Raw genomic sequence first — 24,289 nt, 5'->3', positions numbered from 1 at the left:
AAATCTTTCCCAGATTTTCCAGAATCTCAAAAAGAAAGATTAAACTTCGAACCCGCTACTCGACGATGAATTTGGATTCGAGACGGAAACCTCGCAACACGGGAATGGAGCGAAGGATCGCGTCGAGCCGCGCCTTGTCGTCCTGCTGGAGCAGAGTCCCCTGGATTTCGAGGGTGTCGCCCTGCAGCCGGACCTGGTCGATGTGCGCGATGTCTCCGACCTGGCGACGAATCTGCGCGGTCAGATACGGCTCCACGTCTTCGGACGCCCTTTCACCTGCAACGGATTTCTTCGTTCGCCGTCAGGGACCACGAACTGGAGCCGATCGTCGACTTCGCGAATGCCCGGAGTCTGCTGGGCCGCACGGAAGGCGAGCATGGCCTCATAGACCGTCGGGAGTTCTCCCGAGAGATAGGCCACACCATCATGCACGGCAACCTTGATCGGAAGTTGGGCAAGTGCGGGTCGACTGAGAAGGGCCCGACCTACCCGCTGGGAAAGTTCGTCCTTGTCGGTCGAGATCGCCGGTCGGAGCACGGGGTCGATCGGATCCGCCTCCGGCTTGACCGGAGCCTTCGCCGCCGGAAATTTGGCAGGCTGGGGAGGTGGTGGAGGAGTGTCTGACGGCGCAGGCCCCACGTTCAAGAGGTTCTCGACCTGGGTCACGCCGGGAACCTGAGCGATTTTCTGGCCGATCGCCACGCGATCGGCCACGGTCGGAACCGTTCCGCGAAGAACGGCAGCGCCACGCGGGTCGATGGTCATCTCCACGTAACCATCATCGGGCGACGATCCGATGGGGACCTTCATCGGCGAGGCGGCGTTCGCGTTGGCATCGGGGTCCGCCTGCGCCTGCCCGAGATCCATTTGTGCTTGCGGAGGCAGGTTGATGGGTTCGCGGGCCGCAACGGCAGGCCACCACGGGGGGTAGCTCAAAAGGGGAGGTTCAAAGCCGTAGAACGGATCGTCGATCCGACCGAAGAGCGGTGGCGGATAGACATAATAGGGAGCGGTCACCAGAGGGAAGACGGCGGGAGGGAGCACCACGGCCGGGGAGACCGCGGTCCGGTAGACCTCTGACGTGTCGATCGTGAGGTCGTCGCGGATCGAATAGCCACTTGCGATGGCAAGCCGGACGGCCGTGTCATGCACGACCTTGGTTGCCACCCGCCCTGAAAGTACAACCTGGCCAGCTCGCCAGGTCGTCGCGATCCGGTACGGAGCCGTCACAGGATGACTTCGGAGCGTCTGAAAAACGACGATCTCGGGTCGATTCGCATCGACCGGTTTCGATTGGAGAAGATCTTCCGCGAACGCGGGAGGGATGAGACCGAGACAGGCGACTCCGCAAATCGAAACGAGAGAATGGCGCGTCCAAGGCCGCATCATGGTGGGTAGACTCCCCCGAAGGGATCGCCTGATAGGATCGAGCGCAATCAGCCCTTTGCTACCGGAAGTCTACGGATCGATCCATAAGCGGACAAGCGGCACGACCCAAATTACCGGCAGTCGCCGAGCGGCCTGGAAGCCGCCCGGCGCGACCGGCAGGGAGACATCAACGAAGTTCCAGCGGCTCGATTGTCATTTTGCCAAGCACGCGGACGACGGGCAGGAAAGCTTCGTAAGGCGAGACCCCGTCAAGGCTGGTGTCGGCCAGCTTGATGTGGACTGCGTCAACTTCCGTCTGATCGAAGGCAGCATCCACGGCCACCCAACGACGGTTGACGTAGACTTCATTCCACATGTGAAAACCGAAGCCGCCGAGACTGTCGGAATAGACCAAGCCGACCACGACACGCGATGGGACACCCACCGCACGGCACATGGCCGCCACCAAGACACCATGCTCGGTACAATCTCCCGCGAGCGTCTGAGCGACTTCACTGGCGGGGGCAAAGGCCGTCTCGAAGTTCTTGTCCTTCAAGTTCTGCGCCACCCACTTCGTGATCTTGACCGCTTTATCCCAGGGGTCGACCGCGCCCGCGGTCGCCTTGACCGCATGCTGCTTGACCGTGAGGTCTTCACTCGTAATCAACGAATTGGCACGAAGGAACTGAGGGTCGACCGTCTCGGGGCCAGCCGTGCCGTCCGTCGGCCGGGCGGTTTTGACGTCCAGGAGCGAGGAGTTCTTGGTCGTCCCCGGGCGAGTGCTCTGTCGGCGGTCCGTCGGAAGGATTGTGGCGGGGTCTTCGTCCGTCAGGCCCACGCGATAGGTCACGTCGCGGCGCGTCTCGGGCTTGGCGATCTTGTGGGTCACCCTCACGATCGAACTGATCGTCAGGTTGAGCGAAGCCTGGTCGCCTCCCAGTCGGGCGCCCTCGCGGGTCGTCCGATAGATGTCGAGCCCCCCCAGGATCTCACTCCGACTCTTGAGCACCTGTCCGCCCGAGTCGACCCAGAGGCTCGTGTTATATTCGGGAACGGGCTTGGTGCCGAGCGACACGAGCTCCTCGATCCGGAGGAGAGGACGCTTGCCGTCACCCAGTGTGACCTCTTCGGTGGACTTGGCCACCAGCTTGATCTCGCAAATCTTATTCAGGTCGGGAACATACATGCGGAGATCACGAGTTTCGCCCGGCTTCATCGGCGAACGGGAGAGACTTTGCTCGGCAGCGTAGGGGCCACGGACCTCCGGCCCCCAAGGGATCGTCACCTGCTGACGCTGGCCCCCCCCATCCAGAGAGAGGGTCATCTTATCGTCGACGACCGACCCGCTCGCCGTCATCTGCTGATTGCTCGCCAGCGTTCTGGTCTCGAGCTTGAGAACGCTCCCCTCCGGCGTCTCGATCGTACCGTACATGGTCTTGATCGTGACCCGGTCGTCGAGTCGTTTGAATGTGAACTCCATATCCTGGCGAACCCGGACCAGGGATTTCCCTTTGTCCTTGAGGGGTTCGACATAAGTATGGATGAAGCCGACTTTGGCTCCCGAGATAAAGACCGCGTCCCAAGATTCATGGGTCTCGGCGCTCGCGGTGTCCGTCGCAACGACGGCCCCCAGGCTCAAGACGAGAAGGCCGAAGCCGAGACCGCGTCGGGTCCGTCGCATGAAACAAGACCTTTCGGAAAGAAATGGGACCGTGGCCCCTACGGATCGGGAGTATCACCCCACCCCGAACGCAGGCAACGGCGAGGGTTCGGATCCTCCGCCTGAGTCCTTCCCTGGGTGCCTCGGTCACTGAAGGGCGTCACCTACTATGGTCGATATCCGCGCCGCCCTCAAGTCAAGACGCAAACGACCCCTCGCCCCCGGGTCCGAATCCGCAAGCTCCAGACACAGAAACACCCCGGTTTGATTGGCCGGGGTGGATCGTTTACCAAGGGATGTCCGCCGACGAAACCGAACCGCCTAGACGGCCGCCCCTTCGGCGACCGGAATACTACGCCCCACCGTGATGACCGAGGAGAACCGATCACCCGAGAGCAATTCCAATGCACCGTGCAAAGCCAGCTGCCTCGCATGGTGCGACGGAGCCTGGCCACGGATCACGAGCCGACCCTGCACCTCTTCCACCAAGAGATTGCGAATCCGGCCGTGAGTCGACTGGCGAACCCGAGACTCCACTTGTTCCATCAAAGTCATCAGGCTATCCGAATGAGTGAGTCGCATTACCCTAAATTCCACCATTACGCTACAATAAGCGTTAGTAAATCACCTAACCCGCGTCGAAATCAACTTCTCTGAAAACGCCGAACTTATCGATCGGAAAGTTTTCAGCACGTTCTTATTCTGACAAGCTCATGCGTATCGAGCAAGGAAAAACTTGGCGAATCTGCCGAGAATTCCGAGTTTAACCGATTCTTCATCGGCATTTCCGACATCCTTCCCATATGGCGTCAACCGGGTTCAACCTCCCTTCCAACAGCACCACAGAGCCCCCATCCCCTGCTTTCCGAAAAACCATCGCAATCGCGTCATTCGATTCGTGATCGTCAAAGAGCGATGTCAGAAACAGGCAAGTCAGAGGGAGGAGAAAGGCCGACGAACGGATTCAACTCGGTGGCCCGTGAGAGCATTTTCCAGATCAAATCGAGTCGTGAGCCCAAGCCTGTTCCTTAGCATGAATGGTTCTGCAATTCTTGAGCCAGTTCGGATAATTTCTTCTCATCCCATTCGGCAACAGCGTCTTTCCAGCGATCCCAATAGGGTTCTCGGCCCAAGCCAGTCAATTCGCTCAATCGGCCCAAGTTATAGCCCAGTTGAAGAACCGAGCGGCGATCGCTCTGGTTTCGGGCAATGATCTCGGCAATTTTTGCAACGCAATGTTCCATGAGCGACGGCTCACCTGGGTCCGCGGGAGTGGGAAAGGCTGAAGGGGGCAAGGCGTGGGAGTCAGAGTGATTCAAGAAAGGCGACCAGGTCATCCCGTTCTTGAGGGCTGAGGGGGGTGGATTGCCCAGGACTGTGACTCTGAAGTACCTGCGTGAGAGTGGCCGCGCTGCCGTCGTGGAAATACGGAGCGGACCACGCAACACCAAGCAGGGAAGGGGGGTTAAACTTGCGATTGCCGCCCGCGCCGTCGTTGAGCCCGACATCCCGAAGGCCGGCGATCGTGTAAGCCGGGGGACGGTGACAGGTCGTGCATCGCCTCGATCGAAAAACGGCCGCTCCTCGCTCGGCGACAGGATCGTCTCGAGTCCGGCGAGGCGGCGGAGGCTTGAGCCCTTCCAGGTAGGCCACCAGGTCTTGGACCATCCCCGGTGACGGGTCCGGGCCGCGCAGACTCGATTCAAGGGACTGGTGAACCTGGTCGCCGAGGCGGGCGAGTGACCCGTTCCAGGCCGAGGGCTCGGTGCCGGCGACTCCCAGGAGACTGGGGGTGTTCTTCGGTGCGCCAAATCCGCCGTCGCCCAGGGTGTCGAAGTTCAATCCATTGGTATGGCCTGAGTTGTGGCAACTGGAACAACTCATCCAGCGATCGAGCGACCGTTTCCCATCGAGAAAGAGCGCTTCGCCTCGTTGCGCGGGGGTTCGTGAGAGGGCCCCCGGGCTGAGGTTCACAGTGGCCACACGAGAGAGGTCGGCAACCTTGAGGACGGAGAGCCGGTCGGACATGGAGTCTGCCGTCACAACGAACTGGCCGGTGCGGTCGAACACAATCGCCACGGGCGATCGTCCCACCTCGAGCACTTGAAGACGCTGATTGTGCCCCAAGGGCCGGAGCCCTTGCTCCCCGGCCGAGGCCGCCGGAGCGCCGTTCGATCGGTCGTTCTTGAGGACCTGGTGCGCCCCGGCCAACGTGATGAAGATCTGGGTTCCATCCGGGCTGAGCGCCAGCGCACTGGGATCGGCGGCACCGTGAACCGAGCCGTCGAGAGCGACCTGACGGCGGCTCAAGGGCTCGTCCGCTTTCGAGTCGAACTCCGAGAGATGAACCCCACTCAGGCGGCTCGAGAGAATGAGTCCCCGGTCAATGTTGGCCTCTGTGATCGGCGCAGGTTCAAGCTGCTCCATATGCGCGATCAGTAGTTCGTTGTCTTCTCCCGAGACGGCGATGGCCGCGAGGTTGACGCCCTCGAAGTCGCGAACGCGCTCGCTTCCCGGCCGGCCCGGCACGAGGTCGGCCAGATGACCGCCGAACGCGTCGGCAACGACGACTCGCCCCTCGGCAGTTCTTGCCAGCGCTCCCACCGGGAACGGCAGGCGATGCGTGGCCACAACCTGTCCCTCACGCCAATCCACGACACGGACGGCCGCATCCCAGAGCGAGGCAATCGCCACCTGCCCCGCGGGAAGCGCGAGCATTCGGGTCGGACCTTTCCCGGCGGGCAGGGTTCGAATGACCGAACCGTCGCGATCGAGAACGATCGCTTCTCCATCCGCCCCGCCCACGAAACAGGTCGACCCGGTTTCGTCGAACGCGAGCGAAACGGGGCGGATCGGCAGCGGCCACTCGGCGACGATTTGCCAGCCTTGAGGGTCGACCGTGATGAGCTTCCGAGCCTCGCGAAGCGCGACCTGAAGCCGACCGTCGGCACCCCAGGCCAGGGCCACCGGGACTTTGGGGCCGACTCGAGCCGCCGGCTCCAAACTCTCGGCGCCCAGGACCGAAGCCATGGTCGCCAGAATGCTCAACACACCGAACCAGGGGCCGGTGCCGCGAATCAGGGCGTGCATTCTCTCTAATCCTGTCGGGGGCGGGCGAGTTCGGTCAGGAGCTTCTCAATGACCACTCGAGGGGGCAGGTTGGATGCTCCCTTGAGGTCGAGGTCGGCTTGAAGCAAGAGGCGAGGCAGTTGATCGACCCGGCGCGGACCGAGGTGGGAATGCTGAAGGCGAACCTTGTCCCGGGCGAATTTGATCCCGGCTTCCTCACAGGCCTGTTCCAGGGTCATCCGATTTCTTCGTAACTGCCCTGCGTGATGAACCTTGCGCAGCGATGCACTCATCGCCGCAAGCAGATAAATCGGATGCTCTCCGGCTCCGAGCAGGCGATCGAGAAGCTCGAGGGCGAGCTCAGAGCGTCCGGTCGTGGTGGCGTTGAGCACGTTCCAAACGTCCTCGATACGCCCCGCACCAACCATTTTCGCCACGACGTCGCGCTGAATCCGCGCACTGGCACCGACGAAAACGGCCAGCTTCTCGATCTCGGAGATCAGAAGCCCCACTTCGGTCCCGACCAGTTCGATCAAGAGCGAGGCGGCGTCGGAATCAAGTCGGACTTCGGAGCGTACTTTGGCCATGTGGACGAGCCAGGCGCTCAAGACCCGTTCGGCCGGCCCCTTGCATTCAATGGAAAGGCCGACCTTTTCCAATGACTTGGCGAGCTTCGTATTCGACGGCCAAAGCTTGACCGCGAGGACCAAAACGCCGGCCGTCGAGGGATGCTCGACATAGGCCTCGAGCTCTTTGCGGTGCGTGGTGACAAACGGGTCGGCCCCGTCGACGATCACGACCTTGCGTTTCGCGAAGATGGGTAAGGTGCGGACCTCGTCGATGACATCGGCTAGAGAGGCGTGCTCCCCGGCGAATCGGGTCAGCCCCATCTCCTCGTCATCCCCATGGAGAATCTGGCGACGAATCGTTTCCAGGCTCTCCCTGCGCAGGAACAGGTCGTCACCGAAAACGGCGTAGACCGGTTTGACCGGCACCTTCGTCGGATCTTTGAGAAAGTCGATGGCATGCATGCGGGATGCGTTCGCTCGGATTCTTCGCTTGGCTCGATGGTGCAAAGTGTACCATCGCAACGGCGCCAGTCGCCAGCCTGAGGGGCGGTCGGCTCCTCAACACTCAAGCGTACGTTGAACTCACGTTCGTTCACTCAAGTCGATTGGTTCTCTCGGCCCCTCCGGGGGCCGCAGTCCCCGGGAAATTGAACGAGATACCGGTCAAGGCGTCGCGGCCGGGCTTTCGTCATCACCTCGGGAAGCCTCGACAATCAGGGCGATCTGGCCCCACGTTTCTCCCGGTCGCGTTGCACGTGCGGGGTCGACTTCGAGAATCAGCAAGTTCTTCGCCAGGATTGGCCCGATCGATTCCAGCGAGAACGAAAGCGATTCCTCAAGGGGAACGTTCACGGAGCGACCGTTGAATTGGATCGCAAGCAATCCCGGGACGTTTTCCAGGCGTAACGAAAGGGATTCGTGGAGGGGGTCGATCGGGGGGCAACCAAAGCGACGGAGCAGCCGCACAGGGCTTGCCTGACCGGCGGGCCATTCGATCGGCAAGGTCAGGGGACGCTTGGTTGCATCGGCGGCGGAACCGCTTTGCCAGTCCCAGCCACCACGAAGGCGAATCCAATGTTCGGGCATGCCAAGTCCCGGGGGGTGGCCGCCGGGCTCCTTGAGGAACCAGAATTAAAGGTGGCCACTCCGGTTAGGGCCAAATCCCGCACGGGCTAATTGCTCTGGCCAGGGTGCGAGACAGTCAGTATAGTCGTGTACTTCCTTGTTCGAGCCAGGGTTTTGCATGCGAAAGCAAATCTCAGTTCGCCGGGGGAATGCTATTAGCCCTATGCCGCTTTCCAGAAAGCTCCCGATTTCCCAAGAATCCCACCTCGCGTCGAGCCTTGTTCGGGTCCTGAGCGACGACAAGAAACGATCCGCACGCGGAATCGGAAGGGGCCGCCGTCGAGGAGTGTCCCTCGGGCTCGGAACTCTAGAACCTGGTGGATGACCGTCGCGGATCGCTTATGAGCAACGGCCAATTGCACGTCGAGCCGCGGACCCGCTCGCTGACGGGAATACAGATCCTCGGGACCGGCAGCTACGTTCCCGAAAACGTAGTGACCAATCACGATTTACGTGATTCGCACGGGTTTGACCCCGAATGGATCGTCAATCGGACAGGAATCCACGAACGTCGGTTCGCGCTTCCGCACCAGGCCACGAGCGACCTCTGCACTCAGGCCGCGATCCGCTGCCTGAAGGCTGCCGGCTGTGATCCAGCCGAGGTCGACCTGCTGGTCGTGGGGACGTTCACGCCCGACATGTGTTTTCCTTCCACGGCCAACCTGGTTCAGGACCGTTTGAAGTTAAACTGCCCGGCATTCGACATCCAGGCGGCCTGTGCCGGGTTCATCTTCGCGCTCATCACCGCCGCACAATTCGTAGCGGCCGGAACCAGCAAGCGCGCGCTCGTCATTGGCGGGGATTGCAATAGCCGGGTGATCAATCCCGGCGACCAGAAGAGTTTCCCGCTCTTCGGCGACGGAGCGGGGGCTGTCCTGCTTGCGCCCGGAACTCCGGAGCAAGGGTTGGTCTCGTACCAACTTGGTTCCGACGGGTCGGGGGGCGACTTACTGAGCCGTCCCGCCTGTGGGAGCCGAATCCCTCCCACGGCCGAGGCGCTCCAGCAAGGGCTTCACTTCCTCACGATGGACGGCCGCGCGGTCTTCAAGTGGGCGGTCCGGATCTTGACCGACTCGACGGTCGAGGTGATGAAGCAGGCAAACTGCGGCGTCGATGACGTTCGCTGGTTTGTCCCTCACCAGGCCAACGTTCGGATCATTCACGCCGCAAGCGATGTTCTTGGCTTTCATCGCGATGCCGTCTTCAAGAACCTCGAACGGTACGGCAATACGTCGGCCGGCTCCGTCCCCATCGCTCTTGATGAACTGGTGCAGGCCGGGTCCATCGATCGAGGCGACCTGCTCCTGACCTCCGGTTTCGGCGCTGGCTTGAACTGGGGCACCGCACTCTGGCGTTGGTAATGAGCCAAGACAGGGTGAGTTAACTCGAGCGGCTGACTCTCTGAGCCTGGGAAAATCACATAATGAACGAGCCGTCGCCGGTCCAAGACCGGCGACGGCTCGTCGTACTTACCGCGTGCGGAATCAGAACTGAGCGCTGCTGACCTTCCGATGGATCGAGGGCGGGGGCAAGTATCCACCGTTCTTCTGTCGGGCGAAGTAACCCGCGCCCCCGTTGTAGAGCGGCGTGGTCCCCCCGGTCACATACAGGGTGCTGTTCGAGTGGCCCACGATCCGGCCAGGGCCGGCGATCCGAGGACGATTCCGTAGATGTTGTTCTGGCCCGGACGGAAGGTCGACGAGACAACGCCGTTGACCAAATCGCCATCGACTGCGACCGGCCCGACCTTGCTCGGGGACCGTGTTCCTTCAAGCCCCGCGGTGAAGGACGGGTAGTGGAAGCCTCCCTTGATCTCACTGTTGACGCTTTCGCCGACGACGTTCGTCTTCCCGATCGAACCGGACGAGACGATCGCGGACGAGGTCAACGCGTTACCCGGCCGGGCAAAGTAGGTCGTGTACCCTTGGCGGTAGAGCTGGACAAAGTCGGGGTTGCTCGCCGTTTGCAGGTTGGAATTGGCGGGCAGGACCTTGATCCGGCCAATACGACTCGCGGTCACCAGGCCCCCTTGCAAGCCGGCCGCGGGGTAGCCGGTCTGCCCCTCGGGGAGTCCCAGTTGAGTGGCCGAGGCACTGTTGCCGACGGGGCTGCCGAGTCCCTTCTTGAATTTCAGCGAGCCGATCCGGCCATTCACATCCAGGCCCAAGGCGTCGGCATTCCCGCCGAACGAGGCCTTTCTGAGGTGGCTCAGGCCGCTGAATCCATTCTGGAACGGGACAGCGCCGCGTGAGGCCGTGACATTGGTCACGCCCGCCTTGGACTTGAGCTGACCGATCCCGGTGGCTCGGACTGCCGTCCGCCCCGTCGATCCGACGATGGGGAACAGGGGCTGAACGCCGGCATTGGCGATCGGGCTGAGCGTCGGGTTGGTGTACCGTAACGTCGGTCCGCCGATCGGCCCTCGGATCGTTTGCACGCCATTGAGCTGCTGCGCGGGATCGACGTAGGGATGCTGGGTCGAAGAGACGATCTCGAGCCCGTGCAACTCGCCGTTCACAAGGAAGTTGACCGTCGGATTGACCTGGGGATCAGTTGCAACCTGGGCACCGGTAGAATCGATGACCGTGTTGAAGATGCTGTCCAGCCGGATGGTCGGGGCCACCTTCAAGCGGGTCGACGGATCGCCGATGACGATGTTGATCGGCCCATCAGGAATCCGTGCCGCGCCTGTGGTCGCGTTGGACGTCGCGGTGTCGAAAGTGCCAAGGATGTTGTGGAACTGGAGCAAGCCCACGCCACCGGTCAAGAAGATCCCGGTGTCGGAGTAATTCGCCGTGCCCTCGGGCGGCGCCACGGTCTGGGTCAGGGTGAACCCGTTGAGAATGACCGATTTCACACCGGTGGTGCTGACCAACTTGTTGAAGAGGACCGTGCCGTCAGTGGGCGTGTAGGCCGAGGCTGTGGTCTGAGCCGTCACATACGTGCGATTCGGGTCGGTCCCAATGAGCTGAATCGTGTCGATATCGTCGTCGAGGATCCCGTCGTTCGGGGTCGAGTCGGTGACCAGCACGCTGCCTGGCCCGTGGACCGTGATCGTCCACTCGTTCCGCTGGCGATCTTTCCCCGAAACGATCTTGCCTCGGCTGTTCAAGAACTGCGCCTGAGGATTGTGCCTCGCCTGTTCGACCAAGCCGTCGATCGAGAAGGCGATCGGCTTGTGAGTCACCGCCGTGTAGACCGGCAAATCGGTCGGAATCCAGGGCGTGAATGGGCGAACCGTTGAGAGCACCGTGCGGCGCTCGAGTGCCTCGAGGCTCGATCCCAGCTTGAGCCGGTTCGAATCGGGCCGGTCAGACCGTTTATTGGATTTCATCGAAGACTCCCTCCCCAATGCGGCTCGAAAAAAGGGTCGGTCACTCCGCCCGTCTTCCTGCCAGGCGTAAAACCGCCGCGAGCCGCCGTCCCTGATTCGGATGGCCGTCCGGCTGAAAAAACCCCCGGATCGTGCGCCTTTTGGATGAGTCGAGACGGTTTTTCCAATCAGTCCGAACCCAAAGCCCCGAGGGCGCAGCGAGCTAAGGCTACGGATTATTTACTCGGCGATCATCGCTCGGCGACTTCAGGCGAGCCGATAAGGTAGGTAAGCAGGGGTATCGAGGAAACCAGAAGGGAGGATTACACCGTAGAGACCGGACGAAGGGACGCCAGTGCCCGCCCCTCATCGTCGGCGAAGGTGAAATACTGAGTAAGCTTCATGATTCGCAGGAGGTCGTGTACGACCGTCTGGACGCCGAAGAGGACGAGCTTGCCCTTTTTCGTGTCAATCCGCCGCTTCAAACCGACGAGGATGGCGACACCTGAACTCGAGAGGTAGTCCACTTTGCTCAAGTTGAAGGCGATCCGAGGTGTCTCGAGCGATTCAACGAGTTCATAAAGCATGTCGCGGAATGCGGAAGATCGAAAGTCATTCAGGCCAGATGCGTCGTCGAGCATGATGACGAGACCATCCGGCTCCTCTCGAGTACGGAACGAGGACATGATGATATCGCCTCCTGAGAATCGTGGCCCAGGTTTTTGAATGTCGAGGCAAGTCAGGTGGGCCAAGTCTCGAAGAACCGGGTGCGGTCTACCGAGCCTTACTCGCGGGGAGCAAGGACTTTGCTCTTTAATGAAAGTAACTCAGAGAAGGCGTGATGTCGATCTACTTCTCGGTGAAGTTCATGGAAAATGGGAGATATGGGTCATGCAACCCCACCTCGGCCGAATCCTGATTGCTCTCGTCATGTCGGGGGCCCTCCTGGGCTGTCACGGCCCCAATCGCGTCGGCTCGGACGACGGAGGTGGGCTGGTGAACGTCCGCACCAGGAACGGCGTTCACGTTCGAGCCCCCTTCGTTAACGTCCATGTGGCCACGCGAGACTCTGACGAGCGAGAGGACGTCAGCCCGCCGTCCAATCCTCCCACAGAACCGGCCTTTCCCGATTGAACCGGGTCGACGGCCGCATTCAGAGGCCCCGACCGGTCGCGCAGACTCACCCGATTCAACGTGAACATCCGATTTTTTCTCCACGATCCGCGCGTTTTCAAGCAACGACGATGCGGTTAAAGTGGGGGAATTGATCCTGGCAGTGGGACCTTGCCGCGAGTCGCCGGTGGAACGGCCACGGCGCGGATGCATAGTGGACGATCATCGATCATCGCCCGGCCCCTGGACACCAGCTCGAGTACGAGGAGTCGTCACCTTTGAACCGTCTCTGGCTCTCTCTGAAGTCATTCTTCCGGACACTGACCGACCGTGACTTCGCGGCCCGGGTTGAACCGCTCTTTCTCAAGGCTTCAACCGGTCCCGACCTGCGGGTTCTGGCGGTCCTCCAACGCGACGGGCGGCTGATCGACTTCCTCGAGGAAGATATCGACGCCTACACCGATGCTCAGATCGGCGCTGCGGTCCGGGACATCCATCGCGGCTGCCGTAAGTCGTTGCGGGATTACCTCACGATCGAACCGATCATGAACGCCGCCGAGGAAGAACGGGTGACGATCGCGGCGGACTTCGACCCGGCCGCCATCCGCCTGATCGGTAACGTGAATGGATCACCGCCGTTCCAAGGTATCTTGAAACACCACGGCTGGCGGGTCAAGGCGGTCCATCTCCCCGTCCTCCCGGTCGCCCGTGACGACACGTCGGTGCTCTCGCCGGCCGAGATCGAGGTCGCCTGAGCCGGCCGTCGACACCCTCTTTTTTTGGGGGGATTGATCGGCGCCGGAGCCGAAGTCCCCAGGGCTCACATCCTCTTTGGATGCACACCGTTAAGGAGTCAGCATGTCACGCTACGTCGTCGGCATCGACCTGGGTACGACGAACAGCGCGTTGGCTTATGCCGACACCCGCGAAGCGACCGACGACACCCCGGCGCCGATCCGGGCGTTGGCCATTCCCCAGGTGGTGGGGGTCAACGACGTCGGGGAGCGGCCCGTCCTTCCCTCGTTCCTCTACCTTCCCACAGCCAAGGAGTTTCCGGCGGGAGCGACCGACCTTCCCTGGAAATCGCGGCCCGACCAGGTCGTGGGGCTTTTCGCCCGCGAGCATGGCGCCAAGGTCCCAGGGAGGCTCGTGAGTTCGGCCAAGAGCTGGCTCTCGCATCCCGGAATCGATCGGCGCAGTCCGGTCCTCCCGTTGAACCCGGCGGAAGGGGTCGAAAAGGTCTCGCCCGTGGAGGCGTCGACCGCCTACTTGACGCATCTTCGTGACGCCTGGAACCAGCAAATCGCCGGTAAGACAACCACCGATCGGCTCGAGCATCAGGACGTGTTCCTCACCGTCCCCGCCTCGTTCGACGCCGTCGCCCGCGAGCTGACTGTCGAGGCGGCACGCGCGGCGGGGTTCGAGCAGGTCACCTTGATTGAAGAGCCCCAGGCCGCCTTTTATTCCTGGCTCTCGGCGCGCGGCGAGAGCTGGCGGAAGAACGTCAAGGTGGGCGACCTCCTCCTGGTCTGCGACGTGGGAGGCGGGACAACCGACTTCACGCTCATCGCCGTCACCGACCAGGGAGGCGACCTGGCACTGACGCGGCTGGCGGTCGGTGAGCACATCCTCCTTGGCGGCGACAACATGGACCTGGCGCTGGCCCATGCCGTGGCCACGTCGCTTCCCAACGGCATGGAGGGACTGGACGCCACGCAGCGTGTCGCACTCTCCTATGCCTGTCGGGCCGCCAAAGAAACGCTGTTCGCCAGCCCCCAGAAGACCTCGGCACCGGTGACGATCCTGGGCCGAGGCTCGAAGGTCATCGGCGGCGCCATCAAGACCGAGCTGACTCGCGAGGCCTTGAACACGGTTTTACTCGATGGGTTCCTGCCTCGCTGCGATCCAACCGACATGCCCGCTCGCGGTCGTCGCGTGGGCCTGACCGAGATCGGCCTTCCCTATGCGTCGGACCCGGCGATTACCCGGCACCTCGCGCGATTCTTGGGACAGCAAGCAGGGTCACTCCACGCAAAAGGTTCGACCCTCAGACCCTCGGCCATCCTCTTCAATGGCGGCGTCTTCAAAGCGACCGAGCTCCGGGAACGGGTCGTCGAAGTGCTCTCCGCGTGGGCCGGTGAACCCGTGCCCCCCTTGGAGACCAAAGACCTCGACCTGGCCGTTGCGCTCGGGGCGGCCTACTACGGTCAGGTCCGCCAAGGTCGAGGAATCCGGATCCGAGGCGGTGTTCCTCGCGCCTATTACGTCGGGATCGAAACCTCGGCTCCGGCCGTCCCCGGCGTGGCCCCGCCAATCAAGGCCCTCTGCGTCGTGCCGATGGGAATGGAGGAGGGGACCGAGCGAGACGTTCCTGGCCCCGAATTCGGCCTGGTTATCGGCGAACCTGCGGAGTTTCGCTTCCTCGGGTCGACCACCCGCCGCGACGACCCGGTCGGGCTGATCCTCGACCGCTGGCAACCCGATGAGCTCGAGGAGATGGCGCCCATGGAAACATCGTTGGTCGCCGAGGACGGTGACTCGGGCGAGACTGTCCCAGTTCGCCTCCACTCGCAGGTCACCGAAGTGGGCACGCTGGAACTCTGGTGCAACAGCACACGCGACGACCGCCGGTGGAAGCTCGAATTCAACGTCCGCGAGCCGGCTGAGACCTCGTAGAAGCAGGCGACTGCGTCCTCGCGACGTAAAGCGTCACCCGACCCGTTTTCCTCTGCTTCAGCGAGATTAGCTTTAACGTCATCGTGGGACCATCGATTCCCGTAGGGTGGGCACGGCCCACCATCTCAACCTCCGCTTTGGTAAGAAGATCGGGACGGTGAGCCGTGCCCACCCAACGGGATGAGTCGCAAACCTTTGATAAAATCATCAGTAGGTTAGGCGATCGTTTACCTCTCGACTGGAAGCAGACAACGTCACCGGTGCCCGCCCCTCTTTTTTTACGACGGAATGAAAACTGATGGACAAGTCTCTGGTTCTGAAACTCGACGGGGCGGTCGAACATCCGCTGGAGCTGACGTTTGAGGACCTCGCACGCTTGCCCGAGTCAGCGCAGGTGCGCGATGTCTCGCGATTTCATCCCCAGCGACAGGGCGACGGCGTGGTTCTGGAAGTGCTGCTGGAGAAGGTCCGCCCACGCCCCGAAGCGAATTACCTGACGCTCCATGCCGATCGCGACGACTTCCATGTCTCGGTCCCACTTCAGGCAGTCCGGGGCGAAGGGATCGTGGTCTACCGGCTTGGAGATCAGTCCCTCGGCCTCGAACATGGTGGCCCGATTCGGTTCCTGATCAAGGATCCCGCAGCCTGCCACACCGATGAGCTCGATGACTGCGCCAATGTGAAGTATCTCAGCCGGATCGAACTGACGGTGCGCAGAGCCGGGACACCCGTCCAGCCGATGAGGCCGCACACGCTGCGCTTCATAAATCCCAGGAAAGCGATCGAGCTTCAAACGAGTAAGATCCGCATTTTGCAGCCCTGGAGCGGCCACCGTGGATTGGCTGGAGCAGGCCGGCTCTGTTCTCGAAGGAGGCGGAGTTGATCTCGAACCAGCCCCCCGGCCGCTGAGCTCCGGCCTTGGGGGTCGATACCAGGCTGTTGCTCAGTTCCACCAACCGAGCAGTTCTCCGAACTTCATGGTCAGGACAACCACGGTCACGGCGCCTGATCCGAAGGCGGCGACCAGGACGCATGCCGCCGCGATCTCTCGCGCCATCCGGAACGGCGGCGACTCGGGATCCCCGACCGCCCGCGCCAGCGTATCAATGGCGCTATGTGTCAATTCGGACAGCAGCACCAGACAGGCCGCGATCACGAGCAGACACCAGGACCAGGGGCTGACCCCGAGCAGGGCGGCCGTCATGGCGATCAGGATCCCGCGGTAGGCATGGGCGAAGAAGCTCGAGTCGCCTCGAATCGCGTGCTTCAACCCGCGGAGTCCGGCGGCGAACTTCTCGCGTGAGTTCCGACGGCCCGCTCGGGCCATCCAGATATCAGGCGGGTCGAACTCGCTATATTCGTCATCGCGATCCGGAGCCGGGGCCGGAGTCGGAGCCGTCAATAGTCCGCGCGGCATCTCAGCCTCGTGAGTTCCGTCGATCATGAACTGGCCCCCAGGTCGATTCGGAACTCGTCCGGATGGATCCCGTAACTCATTCATGGTCATTGTGTCGGTGCATAGCGCGAGTCGAACTGGCTCAGCCCACTTCCCGATCCCAGGCGGATTCCAGGGCTGAGGCGTGGCGAGATCGCAATCGCGAGCTGGGAGAAATTGTTTCGCTGCGGATCGACCACCAAGCCGATCGTCGTCAGGTAGTCGGCACCAACCCGAGTGAACGAGAACATCGACGACAGCCAGATTGCGTTACCGAAGTCATACGACGTGGAGAACGTCCCGTACCACTTCGGGCTCATCCAGTAGCTGACGCTGGGGTTCAACGCCGAGGTCGTGATCTGACCGCTATCGAGGATCGTGTAACCGATAAAGATATTCCCACGTGGGGGGCGGCTGATCGAAATTCCCGACGTAATCACATTCAGGCCAAATGGGTCCGAAGCCAGATTCTTGCTCGCCTGGATTTTCGGCTTGCCCCCGATGTCGAAGAACTCGAACCAGCCGTAAGAAACCAGGCTCGTTCGATCGCCGAGGAACCACTGCCAGTTGTATGAGTTCTGGCCGAAGGCCTTGCCGAAATTATCGCGCTGGGCGTAGGGGAAGTAGGTGCTCGAGAGGTCGAAGGTCATGAAGTCCATGATCCGCCGTCGGCCCTCGGGTCCCCGTTTGGTCTGCAGTCGCGAGTGCATGTTCAGTTGCAGGGTCTGAATGGTCCCCTGAACGTCGGTCGTCCCGGTGATCGGCGAGATCCCCCGCCTCAGGATGAGGTGGCGAGGATCATACTGCGCCGGGAGGACTCCGCCGTGGTACTGGAAGAGCGCGAAGTAGCGTCGCACGAACTCGTACGTGTTGTCGTCGAGGTCGTCCTGCACTCCAATCTCATTCAGGTTCACGTTGGAATAGGCGTTACGATAGTCGACCTGAAAATTGACCTTGTGGTTCAAGCCATGGACGTTGAACAGGTCGCTTTCGATGTCGGGATAACGCCTCCACGCCATGATGTCGGCACGGGCTCCCGCAGCGCCCCAGATTCGACCGACGGCATTGCCGCTGATCTGATTGTCCCAGCCGACGGCTTGTCCCTGGACGTAGGGAACAACCCGAAGAATATTGTCGAAGTTCAACGGCAGGTCGAGTTCGTGATTGGTAAAAGCACGCCCCGATCGGAAGACGCCGCTGGTGTTCGAGATCGGATCATACGGCATGAAGGCAAAGATATTAGGATTGTTCACTTCCACGGCTGTGTGAACATTTGCGTAGTCGATACCTGAGTGCTGACTGTAGGTCAGCAAGTTCCCCAGCGGGGAATCACCCAGGCGGTAATAGTCGAGCCGTGGAAGCCACTGGGTCTCCGTGTTGAAGTTCTGCAGATTGGCCTCGGTCCAGATCGACCAGGCCCAGTTGTCTTTCTGACGAATGACGTAGCCGAGGGTCTCTTGGTCGAGCCCGGTCTCGGTCAATCGTTTGTAGTATTCTTCCAGGAACTGACGGTCGGAGACGTAGGCAGCCTCCACCTGGAACCGAAAGTCCTCGTAAGGATCGGCATCAGCCCCAAGAAGTGACTGCATGTGCCGCATATTGATGCGGCCTCGATATTTCTGGAACGGGGGAACACCATTGGGCAGCCCTGGAATTCCGCTGATTCCTCGTTGATAGCCCCGTTTGCCCGGGACCGTCCCGTCGGGAAGGCGAATGTCTCCAGACGGCGTGACGATCGCTGGACCGGTACCGAGAACGTCGATGCCGTCGTCTCTCAGTCCCCACATATCCAGATAGCCGAAGTAGCCGTCAGGTCCGACTCGGTCCGTCTCGCGAATATTGCGTCGGTACGGGTCAAACAGGTCGCTCACGAAGTCCTTGCCGAACCAGCCGATCTCAGATCCGAGAGCCGGGAACTGCTGGCTCCGCATGCTCAAGTAGTCGATATCGACGTTCCAGCTGTCGATCCAATCCGGCTTGCGGATGCCAAACAGACGGAATCCGTTGAAGTCGGTGAGGATTTGATGTCCGAGGTAGTTGTTGTAGCCGTAGCGGATCTGTCGGATCGGGGGTTCGATGTCGTCGGCGTTGGCGAGGATCCGAGGCCAGTAGAAGACGGGCAGGGGCCCGAGATAGAACACGTTTCGCCGCGCATCGATCCGCCAGGTCAAGTCGGGCTCGGTGCGGGGGTCACGGGGATCTCCCACGCTCTGGCCCGTATTCGGGTCGGTCTTCGCGCTCACGACGTGATTGATGTCGATCGAGCGGCTGGTGAATCGGTACCCAGGGACCGGGAATCGGCTGCCGGTGATCATGGTCTGGTCGGCCCGAATCTCCTCGCGACCGTAGATCATGCCACCATCCGTGCCCGGAACCAACGGACGGAACTGTTCGATCCGCGGCGAGAACATCTTCGTCGGAGCGATCAGGCCGGGAGCAAACATGTCGAGCTCGGCATCAACCGCGATGAGTCGACCCGACTGGATGTTGAAGTAGGCCTTCTCGGCATGATAAGTCTGCTGATCGCCGGTGCCGGCCACCTCCTGCTTGTCCTGGCGGATGATCACGTGACCTTCGAGATAGACTTCCATCGGGTCACCGGACGACTCGATCTTTTCCCCGTTGGGACCAGTGATCGTCTTGGCATCCATCTTTCGCCAGATGATAACCCGATCCGCGGAGAGGTCGATGAGGCCGACCGGAGGCGGCGACACGGTGAGGACGTTCACCCCTCCCCGAATGACGATCGTGCTGAAACCACCGGCGTTCGGGAGAGTCTGCAAGGTGTACGGAGTTCCGTCGCGGGAATTCATCCGCGTGGTGCGCTGCGTGCCGGGCATGATCGGAATCGTGGGCGGCGCGGGCCTGGCAGGCGCCGCGGCACCGCCCTCCGGCAAGCGGGGGTTAGGCGTCAGGGCCGGACCAGGCAGTGGGTCCAGTTCGGTCGGGGGCTCGAGCGGAAACGGCGAGAGATTGGGTACGCTCGGCGCATCCTCCATCTCCGGCGACTCAGCCGGGGCAGGGAACCCGCCCGGTGGGTCTCCCGGCGAACCTCCATCAAAGCCTTCCGGCTCGAACTGGGTCGGAACCACGACCCGGTCCATTTTCCCGGTCCTCTCCGCACTCGCGGCCGTCGCCGGCGCGACCTCCGGGGGCACGGGAGCAAGCTCCGGCAACGGTTCGGTGACCGGCACAACCGGGCGAGTGGTTGGCGGCGGCGCAGCTTGACGCGAAGTCTCGATCCCTTCGGTCACGGGGTACCCGCGACTGGCTAGAGTGGCGGGCGAGACATCCGCCGGAGTGGGAACGACCACGGGCATCGACTCGTTCAAGTGCTCGACCGGGATGATCGGACGAGAGCTCGGTCGAGGCGTGACGGCACGAGGCGCCGCGGCCGCTTGAGCCGCGGGCAACGCGCGACGGGTGACCGTCGTTGGCGTAACGGCCGATGGAGTCAGGTCGATCTCCGGTATCGTCGCGAGCGCGGCCGGCGGTTCAACCGGTCTGTCCGCTGGCCGCGTGCGCGGCGGCACGGCCGAACCTGAGGCCTTGGCGAGTGCTGACGCGGGGAACGCGCGGTCGAGAATCGCCAGCCCCTTCGGGGGGCTGGCTTCACGAGCCACCACTTTATTGTCATATGGCTTGAAACGGACATTCTTGTCCGTCACAAGTGTGGTTCGATAGACGGGCAACGGAGAGACAGGGCGGCCGATAGGCTGCGCCTGCCCCTCGGCGTAGACGTCGAGCCGATGCAAGGCACCGGTTTGCGTCTCGGACCGAGTGACTCTGATGACCGCCTGATTAGCGCGGACACCTTCCAATCCCTGGAGGATGGCGACCTTCCCCTGGAGCAGCAGCCATTGATCGGGGCCCTGACTCCAGTGTCGGATCGAGCCCGCGGCCAGATCGATCGGGTCTGCCGATCGAGCCAGCTGGGCGGACTCCGCTTGGCTCTGAGCCAGAACAGGGCTCGGAGCGAGCGTGATCCCCAGGATGATCCAGCACCATGTCCGACGCGTGCTGTCGGTGGTTTGCTCGTGCAATCGCACGGCACCTCCCCATAGTCGACCAAGCCACCGCAAGGGCCGGCCTTCCCTGGCCGAGCCCGTTGATTGGACGTCGCATCTCGGAATCACGTAATTCGCGCTCCGAAAAGCGTCAAAGTCCCAAGCGTTATTCGAGGCGTTCCAAACGTGACCGGGTTAGCGGTCGGTAGCGACGCGGCACGTCGCTCGTTCAGATCCGCAAGGTGACAATCGTTTGAATCAGGACATGACTTTTGACAGGACAATCGGCGGGCAAGATAGCCGTGATGATCCAAAGCGTCAACCCAAGAACCGCGGCTGATCCATCACCCTCCATCACCACCGACCTTAGCCCACCCGTCGAGCTCAATCACCGGCCCCTTTTTATCGTCCCTCCGATCGCTTCAAACGGTCGCGCGTTGTCCGCCAGGTCGCATTGTCGAGGGGCACGACGAACCTTCGGGTCGCATCAAGCCTCAGCCCCGTGAAAACCTCCATCCGGCGGGCGACTCGTTCCAGGTCGTCGGGCAACGTCGGGGCCATCGCAAACACGCGTGCCGTGCTATCGACATCTCCGGTCAGGATTGAATTTCCGTCGGGGGCGAAGCTGACGGCCCAGACATGATTCAGATGCCCGAACGGCGGTCCGATCGGCTGTCCGGTGGCGGCATCCCAGAGCCGCGCCGATTGATCCCGACTCCCGGTGAGAACGGTCGCACCGTCGGGGCTGAACGCCACGGCAAAGACCCAAGCCTGGTGGGGGAGAGGTGGAATCCGAAGCTCACCCGTGCTCACGTCCCACAGGCGAGCCATGCCGTCCTCGCACCCAGTGACGATGCTCTTACCGTCGGGGCTGAACGCCAAGGCACTGACCGCGCCTGGGTGCCGCAGGGCCTCTCCGACGGGTTGCCGGGTGGTCACGTCCCAGGCCCGCGCGGTACCGCCATCAAGGCCAGTGGCAAAAGTCTTGCCGTCGAGGCTGAACGCCACCGCGTCGACCGTGCCAGAGTGGGTAAACGGTGAGCCGATCGGTGCACCGGTGTCGACGGCCCAAAAGCGGCTCGTCCGGTCGGCCCCCCCGGTGACGACGACCTTGCCATTGGGGTGGAACGCCACCACGTCGGCACCTCCCGGGTGCGAGAGGGCCCATCCCCTGGGCTGGGTGGTGGACACATCCCAAAGTTGTGCAGGATCGCCGCCAACGAGGACGGATTGGCCATCAAGGCTACACGCGACGCTCCTGACCTTGCCCTGCGCGTGGATCTTTTCGCCCACTTGGCGACCTGTGTCAACGTCCCAGAGCCGCGTGATGCCGCCGCGGTTGGCGCCGAAGAACGACTTTCCATCGGGACGAAACGCGACGGCCTGCCCGCCCCCCGGTATCCCCAGACTCGGCGCGGGATACCGGCAGGATTCCGTATCCCACACCCGAACGGTGTAGTCGCTGCTGGCGGTGAGGAGGGAATGACCGTCGGGGCTGAACGCCACCGCGACGATCGGCCCCTGGTGAATCAGGGGAGGGCCGAGTGGATCATGCGTCGCGGCATCCCAGAGGCGTGCCGACTTGTCCTGGCTTCCCGTCACGTAGGTCCGACCATCGGGGCTGAACGCGATGCCCCGGAGGTGACCCCGATGCGATCTCCGCTCGTCGCCAATGGGGAGACCGGTGGCCACCTCCCAGGCATTTTCTACACCGCCGAAACAACCGGTAAGGAGAGTCTCGCCGTCGGGGCTGAACGCCACCGCGTAGACCTCTCCATTGTGTCGCAAGGGGGGACCGATCGGCTTCCCATTGGAGGCGTTCCAGAGCTGGGCCTGGAAGTCCCTGCTGGCGGTGGCGACCACTTTGCCCTCGGGATGGAATGCGACGGCGGTGATCGGCAGAAATGCCTCAAGCGGTTTTCCGATCGGTCGTCCGGTGGTGGCATTCCAGAGTCGTGCCGTCCGATCCTTGCTCGCGGTGAGCACGGTCCTGCCGTCGGGGCTGTACGCCACGGCCAGGATCGCGTCCGCGTGTCGCAATCGTACCCCGAGCGGCCGCAGGGTAGCGGCGTCCCAGAATTGGGCGATGCCGTCGCCGCTCCCGGTGAGCACGGTCTTGCCGTCGGGACTGAAGGCAACGGCATTGACCACACCGAGGTGTCGCACCGGATCACCGATCGGCCGCGACGAGGCGGCGTCCCAGAGCCGCGCCGTGAAGTCATCGCCGCCGGTGAGAATCGTCATGCCGTCGGGGCTGAAGGCCGCGGCCTCGACGGGTTCTTCGTGAGAGAGCAGCGCCTTGAGACGCGGGAGGCGAACGCACCAGGCGGACAGGTTGGCAAGTGCGACGCGCTGCCAGTCGGGGTCATTCGCGTCGATGGCCGACCGCCAGGTCGCCATCATCCAGAGGAGACCGAGGCCGAAATCCTCGTCCAGCAGGGCCGCCCGGCCACGGTCGAACTCGCTTATGGCCAGGGCGCGGCGAGTTTCGGCGACGGAGGCTCGGAGACTCTCGCGCTGCTTGGCCAGATCGGTCGCCAAGACCCGGACCTTCTGTGCGGAAATTCCTTGCTGTCTGGCATAAAGTATCGACATCGTCACGGTGGCCATCAACGCCGCCACCACGATGGCGACCATCCCGGCCCCCGCCGGATTTCGGCGGCACCACCGCCAGACCCGCTCGACCCCGTTGGATCTACGGGCGAGGATTGGTCGGCCCGCGACGAACCGACGAAGGTCCTCCGCTAACTGACCGGCGGTGGCGTATCGTTCGCCAGGAATGTTGGCGAGCGACTTGAGGACGATCGTCTCCAGATCGCGCGGGAACCGCCGATCGAGTTGGCGAAGCGGCGAGGGACTGCCGTGCAAGAGGCGATCAATCAACTTGATCCGGTCCGGCTCGTCGAAGGCTGGCCGGAACGTCAAGAGCTCATACAACGTCGCCCCCAGGGCGAAGATATCGCTCCTTGGATCGGACCAGCCATTGAACCGCTCCGGCGCCATGTATCGCAGGGTTCCGACGATATCGCCGGTCTGCGTGAGCTCGTCGTCGTCTTGAGTTTTGGCCAGCCCGAAGTCCGTGACCCAAACATGCCCCTGGACGTCCATCAGGAGGTTGGAGGGTTTGATGTCGCGGTGGAGAACGCCTTGCCGGTGGGCGTACTCGAGGGCCTCTGCGACCTGGACGCCGAGCCACGCCACGCTATCCAGGTATCGGGCCTCGGTGAGATGAGGCAGACCGGACCGGTTGACCCGAGTGCTCGGAATCCGCTGCCTTGTTTCAAAGGCAGAGGCAGATTCGGCGGGTGATTGCGACTGAGGGAGGAAGCGACCATGACGAAGGCCCCAGGCGAGGCCGCTTGAAAGCTCCCGGCCATCCGTCGCATCGACGGTGTCGTCATCGTCAACCGGTTCACGCCGGAGTCGATCGACCTCGCGAAGGATCAAGTCCAGTCCGTGCCCTTCAATGAACTGCATCGTATAGAAGTGAAGGCCGTCGTGTTCGCCAACACCGAACACAGGGACGATATGGGCATGCTGCAGCCGCGCCGCGGCGAGGGCCTCACGGCGGAAGCGTTCGAGACGAGTCGCGTCTTCAGGCTGACGGGAAGGGATCGTTTTCAAGGCCACGTGCCGGCCCAGCGATTCCTGAACTGCTTCGTACACCATCCCCATGCCACCCGACCCGATGGAGCGGATCAGGAGGTACTCGCCCAGCCGCTGGGGCATCCGAGCGTGTGATGCCGATCGGCCCAACAGCGTGCTAAACTCGCTTCCGGCTCCGTACTCTTCCACGGCCAACATGGCCAGGATGAGTGATCGGATCCGCTCAGCATGCGCGGGATGTGCCTCGGTGATGTCGGTTAACGACGGCTGTTCGCCCCGTCGGTATCGCTCCAGATATTCATCGACCAAGAGCTCGACAGAGTCGGATTCGGAGGGCTGGTCGCTCAT

18 protein-coding genes are annotated in these 24,289 nt (G+C 62.3%); 5 read left to right on the top strand and 13 right to left on the bottom strand.

Annotation, left to right across the window (positions count from 1 at the left end):
- Positions 1-55: 55 nt before the first annotated feature.
- The 8 genes from V5E97_RS31005 to V5E97_RS30970 all read right to left on the bottom strand — a co-directional run bounded on the left by V5E97_RS31005 (position 56) and on the right by V5E97_RS30970 (position 7,752).
- Entirely contained in the window at positions 56-256 is a 201-nt protein-coding gene (locus tag V5E97_RS31005) for a hypothetical protein (protein WP_406695423.1), read from the bottom strand.
- Entirely contained in the window at positions 241-1,389 is a 1,149-nt protein-coding gene (locus tag V5E97_RS31000) for a BON domain-containing protein (RefSeq protein WP_406695422.1), read from the bottom strand. Before V5E97_RS31000 ends, V5E97_RS31005 begins: the two co-directional genes overlap by 16 nt.
- 166 nt (positions 1,390-1,555) lie before the next feature.
- Positions 1,556-3,049: a transglutaminase-like domain-containing protein gene (locus V5E97_RS30995; protein ID WP_406695421.1), complete on the bottom strand. Its 1,494-nt coding sequence runs from the start codon at positions 3,047-3,049 to the stop codon at positions 1,556-1,558.
- Between the two features lie 300 nt (positions 3,050-3,349).
- Positions 3,350-3,610 (bottom strand): hypothetical protein, encoded by a 261-nt coding sequence (locus tag V5E97_RS30990; protein WP_406695420.1) that lies wholly within the window; start codon positions 3,608-3,610, stop codon positions 3,350-3,352.
- Between the two features lie 446 nt (positions 3,611-4,056).
- Positions 4,057-4,272, bottom strand: coding sequence for a hypothetical protein (locus tag V5E97_RS30985; RefSeq protein WP_406695419.1), 216 nt, complete (start codon positions 4,270-4,272; stop codon positions 4,057-4,059).
- A gap of 61 nt (positions 4,273-4,333) precedes the next feature.
- Entirely contained in the window at positions 4,334-6,118 is a 1,785-nt protein-coding gene (locus tag V5E97_RS30980) for a cytochrome c peroxidase (RefSeq protein WP_406695418.1), read from the bottom strand.
- Between the two features lie 5 nt (positions 6,119-6,123).
- Positions 6,124-7,128, bottom strand: coding sequence for a DNA polymerase III subunit delta (holA, locus tag V5E97_RS30975; protein WP_406695417.1), 1,005 nt, complete (start codon positions 7,126-7,128; stop codon positions 6,124-6,126).
- Positions 7,129-7,329: 201 nt separating this feature from the next.
- Entirely contained in the window at positions 7,330-7,752 is a 423-nt protein-coding gene (locus V5E97_RS30970; RefSeq protein WP_406695416.1) for a hypothetical protein, read from the bottom strand.
- 380 nt (positions 7,753-8,132) lie between these two features.
- On the opposite strand from V5E97_RS30970, the gene V5E97_RS30965 reads away from it, so the two are divergent.
- On the top strand, positions 8,133-9,152 hold the full coding sequence (locus V5E97_RS30965) for a beta-ketoacyl-ACP synthase III (RefSeq protein WP_406695415.1): 1,020 nt from the start codon (positions 8,133-8,135) through the stop codon (positions 9,150-9,152).
- 239 nt (positions 9,153-9,391) lie between these two features.
- Here the strand turns inward: V5E97_RS30965 and V5E97_RS30960 are convergent, their stop codons facing one another.
- Both V5E97_RS30960 and V5E97_RS30955 read right to left on the bottom strand, forming a co-directional pair.
- Positions 9,392-11,125 (bottom strand): hypothetical protein, encoded by a 1,734-nt coding sequence (locus V5E97_RS30960; RefSeq protein ID WP_406695414.1) that lies wholly within the window; start codon positions 11,123-11,125, stop codon positions 9,392-9,394.
- A 302-nt stretch (positions 11,126-11,427) separates the two neighbouring features.
- A complete protein-coding gene (locus V5E97_RS30955; RefSeq protein WP_406695413.1) occupies positions 11,428-11,790 on the bottom strand; it encodes an STAS domain-containing protein in 363 nt (120 codons plus the stop codon).
- Between the two features lie 205 nt (positions 11,791-11,995).
- On the opposite strand from V5E97_RS30955, the gene V5E97_RS30950 reads away from it, so the two are divergent.
- The 4 genes from V5E97_RS30950 to V5E97_RS30935 all read left to right on the top strand — a co-directional run bounded on the left by V5E97_RS30950 (position 11,996) and on the right by V5E97_RS30935 (position 15,776).
- The gene (locus V5E97_RS30950; protein WP_406695412.1) at positions 11,996-12,238 is read left to right on the top strand and encodes a hypothetical protein; all 243 of its coding nucleotides are present in this window, start codon (positions 11,996-11,998) and stop codon (positions 12,236-12,238) included.
- Positions 12,239-12,495: 257 nt separating this feature from the next.
- Positions 12,496-12,972, top strand: coding sequence for a DUF2760 domain-containing protein (locus tag V5E97_RS30945; protein ID WP_406695411.1), 477 nt, complete (start codon positions 12,496-12,498; stop codon positions 12,970-12,972).
- 103 nt (positions 12,973-13,075) lie between these two features.
- Positions 13,076-14,893, top strand: a complete 1,818-nt coding sequence (locus V5E97_RS30940; protein WP_406695410.1) for an Hsp70 family protein — start codon at positions 13,076-13,078, stop codon at positions 14,891-14,893.
- 298 nt (positions 14,894-15,191) lie between these two features.
- Positions 15,192-15,776 (top strand): molybdopterin-dependent oxidoreductase, encoded by a 585-nt coding sequence (locus V5E97_RS30935; RefSeq protein ID WP_406695409.1) that lies wholly within the window; start codon positions 15,192-15,194, stop codon positions 15,774-15,776.
- 60 nt (positions 15,777-15,836) lie between these two features.
- On the opposite strand, the gene V5E97_RS30930 is transcribed toward V5E97_RS30935, so the two are convergent.
- The 3 genes from V5E97_RS30930 to V5E97_RS30920 all read right to left on the bottom strand — a co-directional run bounded on the left by V5E97_RS30930 (position 15,837) and on the right by V5E97_RS30920 (position 24,289).
- Positions 15,837-16,337 carry a diacylglycerol kinase gene (locus V5E97_RS30930; protein WP_406695408.1) on the bottom strand — a complete coding sequence of 167 codons (501 nt, stop codon included), beginning with the start codon at positions 16,335-16,337 and terminating at the stop codon, positions 15,837-15,839.
- Positions 16,338-16,396: 59 nt separating this feature from the next.
- Complete coding sequence (locus tag V5E97_RS30925) at positions 16,397-20,377, bottom strand: LPS-assembly protein LptD (RefSeq protein ID WP_406695407.1); 3,981 nt, start codon at positions 20,375-20,377, stop codon at positions 16,397-16,399.
- A gap of 360 nt (positions 20,378-20,737) precedes the next feature.
- The gene (locus tag V5E97_RS30920; protein WP_406695406.1) at positions 20,738-24,289 is read right to left on the bottom strand and encodes a protein kinase domain-containing protein; all 3,552 of its coding nucleotides are present in this window, start codon (positions 24,287-24,289) and stop codon (positions 20,738-20,740) included.

It is taken from the genome of Singulisphaera photorubra (assembly GCF_045290345.1).
Lineage (GTDB): Bacteria > Planctomycetota > Planctomycetia > Isosphaerales > Isosphaeraceae > Singulisphaera.
This window is presented reverse-complemented; position numbering and strand designations above follow the sequence as displayed.

Coding starts and splice junctions, on each gene's coding strand:
- V5E97_RS30960 (WP_406695414.1), bottom strand. CDS start 11,125: ATGAAATCCAATAAACGGTCTGACCGGCCCGATTCGAACCGGCTCAAG.
- V5E97_RS30985 (WP_406695419.1), bottom strand. CDS start 4,272: ATGGAACATTGCGTTGCAAAAATTGCCGAGATCATTGCCCGAAACCAG.
- holA (WP_406695417.1), bottom strand. CDS start 7,128: ATGCATGCCATCGACTTTCTCAAAGATCCGACGAAGGTGCCGGTCAAA.
- V5E97_RS30965 (WP_406695415.1), top strand. CDS start 8,133: ATGAGCAACGGCCAATTGCACGTCGAGCCGCGGACCCGCTCGCTGACG.
- V5E97_RS30950 (WP_406695412.1), top strand. CDS start 11,996: ATGCAACCCCACCTCGGCCGAATCCTGATTGCTCTCGTCATGTCGGGG.
- V5E97_RS30935 (WP_406695409.1), top strand. CDS start 15,192: ATGGACAAGTCTCTGGTTCTGAAACTCGACGGGGCGGTCGAACATCCG.
- V5E97_RS31000 (WP_406695422.1), bottom strand. CDS start 1,389: ATGATGCGGCCTTGGACGCGCCATTCTCTCGTTTCGATTTGCGGAGTC.
- V5E97_RS30940 (WP_406695410.1), top strand. CDS start 13,076: ATGTCACGCTACGTCGTCGGCATCGACCTGGGTACGACGAACAGCGCG.
- V5E97_RS30980 (WP_406695418.1), bottom strand. CDS start 6,118: ATGCACGCCCTGATTCGCGGCACCGGCCCCTGGTTCGGTGTGTTGAGC.
- V5E97_RS30990 (WP_406695420.1), bottom strand. CDS start 3,610: ATGCGACTCACTCATTCGGATAGCCTGATGACTTTGATGGAACAAGTG.
- V5E97_RS30920 (WP_406695406.1), bottom strand. CDS start 24,289: ATGAGCGACCAGCCCTCCGAATCCGACTCTGTCGAGCTCTTGGTCGAT.
- V5E97_RS30955 (WP_406695413.1), bottom strand. CDS start 11,790: ATGTCCTCGTTCCGTACTCGAGAGGAGCCGGATGGTCTCGTCATCATG.
- V5E97_RS30930 (WP_406695408.1), bottom strand. CDS start 16,337: ATGATCGACGGAACTCACGAGGCTGAGATGCCGCGCGGACTATTGACG.
- V5E97_RS30995 (WP_406695421.1), bottom strand. CDS start 3,049: ATGCGACGGACCCGACGCGGTCTCGGCTTCGGCCTTCTCGTCTTGAGC.
- V5E97_RS30970 (WP_406695416.1), bottom strand. CDS start 7,752: ATGCCCGAACATTGGATTCGCCTTCGTGGTGGCTGGGACTGGCAAAGC.